6 protein-coding genes are annotated in these 9,161 nt (G+C 71.3%); 3 read left to right on the forward strand and 3 right to left on the reverse strand.

Annotated features, from left to right (window positions below; translation table 11 throughout):
• Positions 1-3: 3 nt before the first annotated feature.
• Together ABD932_RS40495 and ABD932_RS40500 are read right to left on the reverse strand one after the other, a co-directional pair.
• Positions 4-1,980 (reverse strand): sigma-70 family RNA polymerase sigma factor, encoded by a 1,977-nt coding sequence (locus ABD932_RS40495; protein ID WP_345021065.1) that lies wholly within the window; start codon positions 1,978-1,980, stop codon positions 4-6.
• A gap of 323 nt (positions 1,981-2,303) precedes the next feature.
• Complete coding sequence (locus ABD932_RS40500) at positions 2,304-3,074, reverse strand: TetR/AcrR family transcriptional regulator (protein WP_345021067.1); 771 nt, start codon at positions 3,072-3,074, stop codon at positions 2,304-2,306.
• A gap of 386 nt (positions 3,075-3,460) precedes the next feature.
• On the opposite strand from ABD932_RS40500, the gene ABD932_RS40505 reads away from it, so the two are divergent.
• On the forward strand, positions 3,461-4,840 hold the full coding sequence (locus ABD932_RS40505) for an NAD(P)/FAD-dependent oxidoreductase (protein ID WP_345021069.1): 1,380 nt from the start codon (positions 3,461-3,463) through the stop codon (positions 4,838-4,840).
• 238 nt (positions 4,841-5,078) lie between these two features.
• Positions 5,079-6,758 carry an ATP-binding SpoIIE family protein phosphatase gene (locus tag ABD932_RS40510; protein ID WP_345021071.1) on the forward strand — a complete coding sequence of 560 codons (1,680 nt, stop codon included), beginning with the start codon at positions 5,079-5,081 and terminating at the stop codon, positions 6,756-6,758.
• Positions 6,759-6,904: 146 nt separating this feature from the next.
• Here the strand turns inward: ABD932_RS40510 and ABD932_RS40515 are convergent, their stop codons facing one another.
• Positions 6,905-8,167: an MFS transporter gene (locus tag ABD932_RS40515; protein ID WP_345021076.1), complete on the reverse strand. Its 1,263-nt coding sequence runs from the start codon at positions 8,165-8,167 to the stop codon at positions 6,905-6,907.
• 134 nt (positions 8,168-8,301) lie between these two features.
• Here ABD932_RS40515 and ABD932_RS40520 point away from each other — a divergent pair, with 134 nt between their 5' ends.
• Positions 8,302-8,850, forward strand: coding sequence for a MarR family winged helix-turn-helix transcriptional regulator (locus ABD932_RS40520; RefSeq protein ID WP_345021073.1), 549 nt, complete (start codon positions 8,302-8,304; stop codon positions 8,848-8,850).
• Positions 8,851-9,161 lie beyond the last annotated feature (311 nt).

A 9,161-nucleotide genomic window follows, 5' to 3' on the forward strand; every position in this document is an offset into this window, starting at 1 on the left:
CCGCTACACGCAGCTGAACTTCGACTCCGCCCAGTCCGCCAACATCAGGGTGTCGACGGTGCTGTGCGGCTCGACCACCAGCCGTACGGTCTCGCGCCCGGCGAGGTTCACATGGACGGGCACCGCCGGATCCCCGCCCTTGAGCACTCCGGACCGCCACAGACGGACGCCGTCGGCATAGACCGAGAAGGAGAACCTGCCGAGCCCCAGGGCGGTGTCGTCGACGCCGACCAGCGCGTCATAGGCCGAGCACTCCCGGTTGAGGTCGATGACGACGGAGGACCGGCCGTGCACGGTGACGCCGTGCGCATACCGCTTGTCGGCGATCGAGACGCCGTACCGCTGCCACACCCAGCTGCTCTCGCCGATCCGGATCTCGGGTGCGCTGCCGTCGCCGGCGACGTCGTACGACAGCTCGCTCAGCTGGTAGACGACCGGGGCGGGCGGGGGAGTCGGAGTCGGCGTGGGCGTGGGTGTCGGTGTGGGGGTGGGGGTGGGGGGAGGCGTCGGCGCCGCGGAGGGCGTGGGCGTCTGACCGGGCGTGCGGGTGGGCGTCGGGGCCGGGCTGGGTGTCGGGGCCGGCTTCGGCTTCGCGGCCGGGACGATCGCCGGCGGCTGCGGGACGGGCTCCTCCTTCGACGGCTCGGGCGTCGGCGTCTCCTCGACGATGGGGGAGGGCACGGGGGGCTGCTTGGCGTCCTCCTTGTGGGCCGGCCGGTCGTTGCCGGCCAGCGCGAGCACGATCGCCGCCGCCACACCCACGGCGACCACCCCGGCCGCGATACCGGCCTTCAGCGGAGCGCCCAGCCCCTCGGAGGCTGCCGCACCGCCCCCGGCACCCGCCCCGCCGGACGAACTGCCGCCCGCCGCGGCCGCGCCCCCCGCCGCACTGCTCGACGAACCGCCGCTCGCAGCCGCGGCCGCCCCCGCGGCACCGGCCGCGCCCGCCCCGGCACCACCGGCGATCAGCCCGGCCACCTTGGCGTACCCGGCGGCGCCGAACCAGCCGATGACCGCGACCGGCACGACGGCCGGGATACCGCTGGCGACTTCCTTGATCTGGCCCGCGGCCAGCCGACACTTGGCGCACTCCTCCAGGTGCTTGCGCAGCCCTCGCTCGGCACGGGCGCGCAGGCTGCCGCGGGCGTACGCGCCGAGCCGGTCGGCGTAGCGGGCGCACCCCTCGTCGCCGACGAGGCTGGCGCTGACGTGGGCCTGCAGGTAAGCCTGCTTGAGGCCTTCGCGGGCACGGCTGGCGAGCACGCGCGTGCCGTTGGCGTCGAGCCCGAAGAGCGTGGCCACCTCGCTGGGCGACTCGTCCTCGACCTCGGTGTGCCACAGCACGGCCTGCCAGCGCTCCGGCAGCGACCGGAAGGCCTGCATGGCCATGGACTGCTCGGCCTCGTGCATCGCCCGCACATCGGCGCCCAGGTCCAAGGTGTCGTCGCCCGAGACCTCGGACACGCGCGCGGACTGCGCGGCGAACACCGCGAAGTCGTCGACCAGTTGCTCGCGCCGAGCCGACTTCGTCCAGTCCGCGGCGGCCCGCCGGATCGAGGTGAGCAGATACGCGCGTACGGCGTGCTCGGGACCGGAGCCGCCGCGCACCGCCTGGAGCATGCGGGCGAAGACCTCGGCCGTGAGGTCGTCCGCGGTGTGGGCGTCACGGCAGCAGGTGCGTGCGTACCGGCGCACCGCTTCCGCGTGGCGCCGGTACAACTCCTCGTACGCGCTGTCGTCACCGGCGCGCATCCGCCCGATCAGGTCGGCGTCCGACGGCGGCAGGTCGCGCGGCGTGGGCAACGCGCCGTCCTCGCGCCGGTCGCGCTGTGCGGGGACGCTGCCCTCCGCGCGCGCCTTTCGGCGGCCCTCGGCGGGGCCGCCGCCCAGCGGCAGGTCCGCCCGTCCGCCCTGACTCGGCACTTGCGGAGTCGCCGAGTCACCGTCACCGCGTGACTCGTCCCACCCGTCACTGCTCATCGCGGAAAGCCCCCGCCGCCAGCTCTACCAGTCCCGGACACCGGGTCAGGGTGCCATATGGGCTTTTGGTCAGGCCCCACCCGTACGGACATCCACCCATCCGTGGGGACTTCCAGCACCGTAGTACTACCTCTCGCCCATGTGGGAAACGCTCAAAGAACCTTCACAGGGCGAAAGTTGACCATGATGCCGGAAATGTCTGGCGTATTCCGCGACGCTGTTCGAGGCGAGGGCGGCGCAGCACCCCGCCTCTCGGTCACCCGCGTGGTCAGCCTCTTGGTCACTCTCCTGGTCACCGAGCCACGACGGTCACCTCGGCCGGCTCACGACTGAGGCCGCGACCTCAGCCCCTCCAGCAGGATGTCCAGCAGTCGCGACGAGGCCGCCGCCTGCTGCGCCGCATCCGGCAGCGAGGGCGCCGCCGTCGCGATCACCAGCAGGACGTCCGACACCGACACGTCGGCCCGGAGCTCACCCGCCGCGCGCGCCCGCTCCACGAGCTGGCCCACCACGTCGAGCAGCGCCGCCGCCCCCGCGTCGTCCGTCGGCACCGCCGCGGACGGCTCGGACACCAGCCGCAGCTCACCCGTGCCCGGCTGCGTCCGCTGCTGCGGCACCCGGGCCTCGTCGAGCCCGGAACCGTCGTCGGCGACCCCGACCCGCAGCACCTGCGGCGGCAGCAGCCGACCCGCGCCCGACGCCACCGAAGTGCGCAGGAAGCGCGAGAGCGCCGACCACGGCTCGTCCTCCTGGCCGAGCGCCGCACGTGCCTGGTCGGTCAGCCGGGAGGTCTCCTCCTCGGCTATCCGCCGCACCAGGACGTCCTTGCTCGGGAAGCGCCGGTACACCGTCCCGACGCCGACCCGCGCGCGCCGCGCCACGTCCTCCATCGGCGCGCCGTACCCCAGCTCGCCGAAGACCTCGCGCGCCGCACGCAGCACGTGCTCCAGATTGCGCTGTGCGTCCACGCGCAGCGGCGTCGTACGCGCATCCGCGCGTCCGTTGCCCGCCGCCGCGCTCATCGTGCCGCCCACCGCTCCGCCGCCCGATGCGATGGCGGATGCGGAAGACCATCGAGAATCCTGAACATGCATAAGCGATCCCCCGGTAATGACGTCTCCCCCCGGAGACACTCCCCGTCATTGCAAAAGCCGGAGCGTCGCGGAACCAGCCCGGACAACGAGCCCGCCGTGTGTGACTCACGGACCCGAAGAGCGCATCCCCCTACACCCCGTCGACACAAGAACATAGTTGAGCGAGGGTCAATTCAGAAGGGGCACGTTCCGCACGGAGCGCCCCTCGATCGGAGTACGAGTCGTTTACGTCCCGATTGAGCCACCTGTGATGCCCCGGCGCACACCCACTGACCTGGGATGTTTCCGCGCACTCCGGCAAATCGGCCAAACCGTGAGGTCGACGGCCTCCGGTCACACAAATTGTCGAGCCTGTGGACAAACGCAAGCGTCGGGTGCGTCATGGGATGGTGAAGGAACGTGCGCGCATTCTAGTTGTCGGCGGTGGCTACGTCGGGATGTACACGGCCCTGCGCCTTCAACGAAGGCTGAAACAGGAACTCGGCCGGGGCGAAGCCGAGATCACGGTCGTCACTCCCGACCCGTACATGACGTATCAGCCCTTCCTCCCGGAAGCGGCCGCCGGCTCCATCTCCCCGCGTCACGTGGTCGTACCGCTGCGCCGCGTCCTGCCCCAGTGCCGGGTCATCATCGGCGAGGCCACGGCCATCGACCACGCCAAGCGCACCGCGACCCTCAGCACCCTCGCCACCGAGGAGGAGGGCACCGGCACCGAACAACTGTCGTACGACGAACTCGTCCTCGCCCCCGGCTCCGTCTCGCGCACGCTCCCGATCCCCGGGCTCGCCGATCACGCCATCGGCTTCAAGACCGTCGAGGAGGCCATCGGCCTGCGCAACCACGTCATCGAGCAGATGGACATCGCCTCCTCCACCCGCGACCCCGCGATCCGCGACGCCGCCCTCACCTTCGTCTTCGTGGGCGGCGGCTACGCGGGCGTGGAGGCGCTCGGCGAACTCGAGGACATGGCCCGCTACGCCACGCGCTACTACCACAACGTCCGGCCCGAGGACATGAAGTGGATCCTCGTCGAGGCCTCCGACCGCATCCTGCCCGAGGTCGGCGAGGACATGGGCCGCTACACCGTGACCGAACTGCGCCGCCGCAACATCGACGTACGCCTGCACACCCGCCTGGAGTCCTGCACGGACCGCGTCGCCGTCCTCAGCGACGGCGCACGCTTCCCGACCCGCACGGTCGTCTGGACGGCCGGCGTCAAACCCCACCCGATCCTCGCCGCGACCGACCTGCCACTCAATGAGCGCGGCAGGTTGAAGTGCACCCCCGAGCTGACGATCGAGGGCACCACGCACGCGTGGGCCGCGGGAGACGCCGCCGCCGTCCCCGACGTCACCGCCGGCGCACCCGGCAAGGAGTGCGCCCCCAACGCGCAGCACGCCCTGCGCCAGGCGAAGACGCTCGGCGACAACATCGCTCACGCCCTGCGCGGCGAACCCCTGGAGGCCTACGCCCACAAGTACGCGGGTTCGGTCGCCTCCCTCGGCTTCCACCAGGGCGTCGCACACGTCTACGGGCGCAAGCTGAAGGGCTACCCTGCCTGGTTCATGCACCGCGTCTACCACCTCAGCAGGGTGCCGACCTTCAACCGCAAGGCCCGTGTCCTGGCCGAGTGGACACTGTCGGGGCTCTTCAAGAGGGAGGTCGTCTCCCTCGGATCGCTCGAACATCCCCGAGCGGAGTTCGAACTCGCGGCCGGTGGAAAGCATCACCTCAACCGGGGAGACGACACGAAGGGGTCGTCCTGACCGGACCCAGGAACTCCACCGACGGGGCAGGCGTCTGACGGGTGTCGGCCAGGTCGGCCGCACTGCCAGACTGATCCCCGAACCGATCCCGACCCTGGACGACCCCGGACGGGCACCCGCCCGCCCTTCGACCCACGAGGCTCCCCCACAGTGCTGCATTCCCGGGGTGCTGGTGCCGCCCCTCAGACCCCAGGCCGGGTCGGAGCAGGCCGAAGACGACGACACGAGGCAAGGATTCGTGAACTTCACGCGCTGGAGCGCCCGGCTCCCCGGAACGCAGCGCCGCGCCGCAGCGCGGACCGAGACCGCGGCGGCGGTCACCCAGGAACGCCGGGGAGAGAGCCCGGGCGCCGTCCCCGCGGCCCGCGCCGAACACCTCACCGACGAGGCCAAGCCGATCCCCGCCCTGGACGAACTGCCGGTCCGCGAGGTCCTCGACCGAGTCCCGTCCCTGGTCGCCCTGGTCCACGGCCCCGACCACCGCCTGGCCTACGTCAACGACGCCTACGTGGCGGCCTTCGGCGTACGCCCCCCGGGCGAACCGGCCCGCGAGGCGCTCCCCGAACTGGCCGAACTGGGCCTGCTCCCGCTCCTCGACCAGGTCCTGCGCAGCGGCAAGCCCCGCACCCTCAAGTCCCGCAAGGCCCCCGACGGCCGCTCCTACACCTTCACCTGCACCCCCGTGATGGAGGGCGACGGCAGCGGCAGCGGAGTCCTCGTATTCGCCACCGACGTCACCGACCACGCGGAAGCCGCCGAACGCCTCCGCGCCAGCGAACGCCGCCAACGCGAAACGGCCGTCACCCTCCAGCGCTCCCTCCTCCCCCAGGAGCTCGAAGAACCGGACGACCTGCGCATCGCCGCCACCTACCACCCCGGCGGCACGGAGGCCGCGGTCGGCGGCGACTGGTACGACGTGATCACCCTGGGCGGCGGCCGCACGGCCCTGGTGATCGGCGACGTGATGGGCAGGGGAGTGCGCGCCGCGGCCGTAATGGGCCAACTCCGTACGGCGGTGAGGGCGTACGCCCGTCTGGACCTCCCCCCGCACGAGGTCCTCCAGCTCCTGGACGGCCTGGCCACGGAGATCGACGCCAACCAGATCGCCACCTGCGTCTACGCCATTCACGACCCGAACGAGGGCCGCCTGGTGTACGCCTCCGCCGGCCACCTCCCCATCCTGGTCCGCGACGAGAACGGCGCGGTCGAGCGCGCCGACGAACCCACCGGCCCGCCCCTCGGCACGGGCGGCTGGATGCACGCGTCCGGCTCGATCGCCCTGAGCCCCGGCTCCACGGCGGTCCTCTACACCGACGGTCTGGTCGAACGCCGCGACGAGGACCTGGACGAGGGCATCGCCTCCCTGGAGCGCGCCTTGGCCGGCGCGACCGGCACCCCGCAGGTGATCTGCGACCGCCTGGTCCGCACAGCGGGCGTCACCGCCGACCACGACGACGACGTAGCGGTCCTCGTCCTCCAGCACCCGGCCCGCACCGGCCCCGACGGCGACCTCTTCCGCAACGCCGCCCTGGAGCTCCTGGGCGGCGTGGAAGCGGCTCCCCGCGCGCGTGCCTTCGCCTCCGGCGTCCTGACGAGCTGGCGCTTCCCGCAGGACCTGCACGACCTGGGCGTCCTGGCCACCAGCGAACTGGTGGCGAACTCCCTCCAGCACGGCACCCCACCCATGCGCCTGCGCCTCCGCCGCACCGACCGCCGCCTGATCATCGAGGTCACCGACGGCGACGACCACCTCCCCCGGCGCCGCCGAGCCGAACCGGCCGACGAGTCGGGCCGAGGCATCGCCATCGTCGCCACCATCGCCTCCGCGTGGGGCTCACGGCGGACACCAGGCGGTGGAAAGGCGGTGTGGTGCGAGTTCGTACTGCCGAAGGCAGCCGTGGACGCCGCGAGAACCTGACCGGAGGACCTGTGTGTTTCAGCCCGGCCCAGGCATGTCAGCCCGTCCGGCGTTTGAGGACAAGGCCCTTTAAGGGCCGTAGCGGGGGTCTGGGGGCGGCAGCCCCCAGGGAAGGGACGGGGTAGGGGCGGCGGGGGCGAGCAAACTCAGGCGTGCGCACGAGCCTGCCCGCTGGGCGACGCACTCCCCTGAGCCACCACCCGGCTCTTGGCCAGCCACGGCTGATCCTGCACGGCGGTGAGCTGACGCCCCATCCGCAACGCAAGCCACGTGATCCCCAGCGAGAACCCCAGAAACGTCACGACATACGGCCCGTGCAGAGCCGCCCCCATGGGCCCACCCACCGCCGGCCCAACAGCCAACGCAAGCTGCTTCACCAGGGCGAACGCAGAGTTGTACTGTCCAGCCATCCCCTCCGGCGCCAAGTCCGCCACCAGCGGAGCAACCGTCGGCGACAACATCGCCTCCCCCAGCCCGAACAGCGCGTACGTCGAGATGAAGGCCGCCGTGGCCATCTCCTGGCTCCCGTGCCCCAGCCCGGCGTACCCCGCCGCGACCCACGCCACGGCCCAGATCAACCCCACAGCGGCGATGACCCGCGACCGCCGCCGCCGCTCGACGAACTTCAGCACGGCGAACTGCGCCACCACGATCATCGCCGTGTTCGCCGCCAGCGCGGTCCCGAGCGCGGACGTGGAGACCCCGGCCGCCTCGACCCCGTAGGCACTGAGCCCCGACTCGAACTGCCCGTAGCAAGCGAAGAACAGCACGAAGCCCAGCACACACAGCTGCACCATCGCCCGGTTCCCGAGCAGCTGCTTCCAGCTCCCCTTCGCGGCCCCCGGTGCCCCCTCGATCCGCGGCGCCCGCGGCATCCGCACCGTCGACATCACCACGACGAGCAGCAGGAACATCGCCGCCTCGATCGCGAACAGCAGAGTGAAGGACGAGACGCTCGACGTGTCGACGAGATGGCCACCGATCAGCCCGCCGACGCCCAGCCCCAGGTTCTGCAGAAAGAACTGCGTCGCGAACGCCCGCGACCGGGTCTCCGCGCTGGAGAAGTCCACGATCATCGTCGCGAGCGCCGGCTGCATCACGGCCTGCCCCGCCCCGAGCGCAGCCGCCGACAACAGCACGGCCGCCGCACTCCCCGCGAGCCCCAGGCTCAGCGCCCCCAGTGCGGCGGTGACCAGAGCGGCGAGCAGCACCGGTAGCGGGCCCCGCCGGACGATCGCCCGCCCGGCGAACGGAAGCACGACCAGCGCGGCGACGGCGAAGACGGCGAGGACGAGCCCCGCCGTCATGGAACCCAGCCCCCGCACCTGCGCCACATAGACGTACAGGTAGGGGACCGTGAAACCGAGCCCGAACGCGCTGAGTGCATTGCCCACGTGGATCCGGCGCATCGCTGCGCCCATCGCCCTGGTCACGTTCACCTCTCCTCATATGCAGACCTGAAGACTTCAAAGCTAAACTTCGAAGCTAAAGAGTACACAGGGAAGGACTTCAACGCCAAGCAGGCCCGTGCCATACTCGGCCCATGGGCGACACCCCCGGCGCCAGTGAGCCGACACTCGAAGAACAGATCGCCGCCTACCAGCGCGAGTTCCAGGACCTCGACCCCCAGGTCGAGAAGATCGTCTCGGCACTGTCCCGCCTGAACCGCCGCATGAACGTCGCCTACGGCCGCCAGACCGCTGCCCTCGGCATCAGCAACGCCGACTGGGAGGTCCTCAAGGCCCTCGTCCTCTCCGGCGCCCCCTACCGCATGGGCCCCAGCGACCTCGCGAAGCGCCTCGGCCTCACCCCGGCCGCGATGACCCACCGCATCGACCGCATGGTCGCCGAGGGCCTGGTCACCCGGGAGCGCGACGAGTCCAACCGCGTCCGCGTCATCGTCGAGCTGACCGTCGAGGGTCGCGAGAAGTGGCTCGAGGCCATGCGCCTCGCCTCCGTCTTCGAGGAGGACCTTCTCCAGGACCTCTCCGCGGAGGAGCGCACCACCCTCGGCGAGGTCCTGACCCGCCTGCTCCGCAGGGTGGAACACGCCCAGCCGGACGCCGGCGGACGCCTCAGCGACCTGGACTGATGCGACGCTGCCCCGGACAGCAAAAGATCTTGACAAGGGATGCTTGACAGCCCCCTGCCCGATCCGTAAAGTTCTTCGGGTTGCCGCCGAGCCGTAACGGTTCTGCGACAGCACCTCCCGCCGCGCGAGCGGCAAACCAAACCACAGCACGATCTCCCCACGGGGTTGATTTCGGCATGCCCGAATTCAATTCGAATTGGGGCTCGGCGGCCCGATTGGGAATCGCCGAGAGGATCCGCTAAGGTTTGAGACGTCGGAACGGCCCAACAGCCGCGAAGACAAGCCCCGCTGACTGGGGGTCAGGCCGAGAA

Source organism: Streptomyces shaanxiensis, assembly GCF_039537145.1.
GTDB lineage: Bacteria > Actinomycetota > Actinomycetes > Streptomycetales > Streptomycetaceae > Streptomyces > Streptomyces shaanxiensis.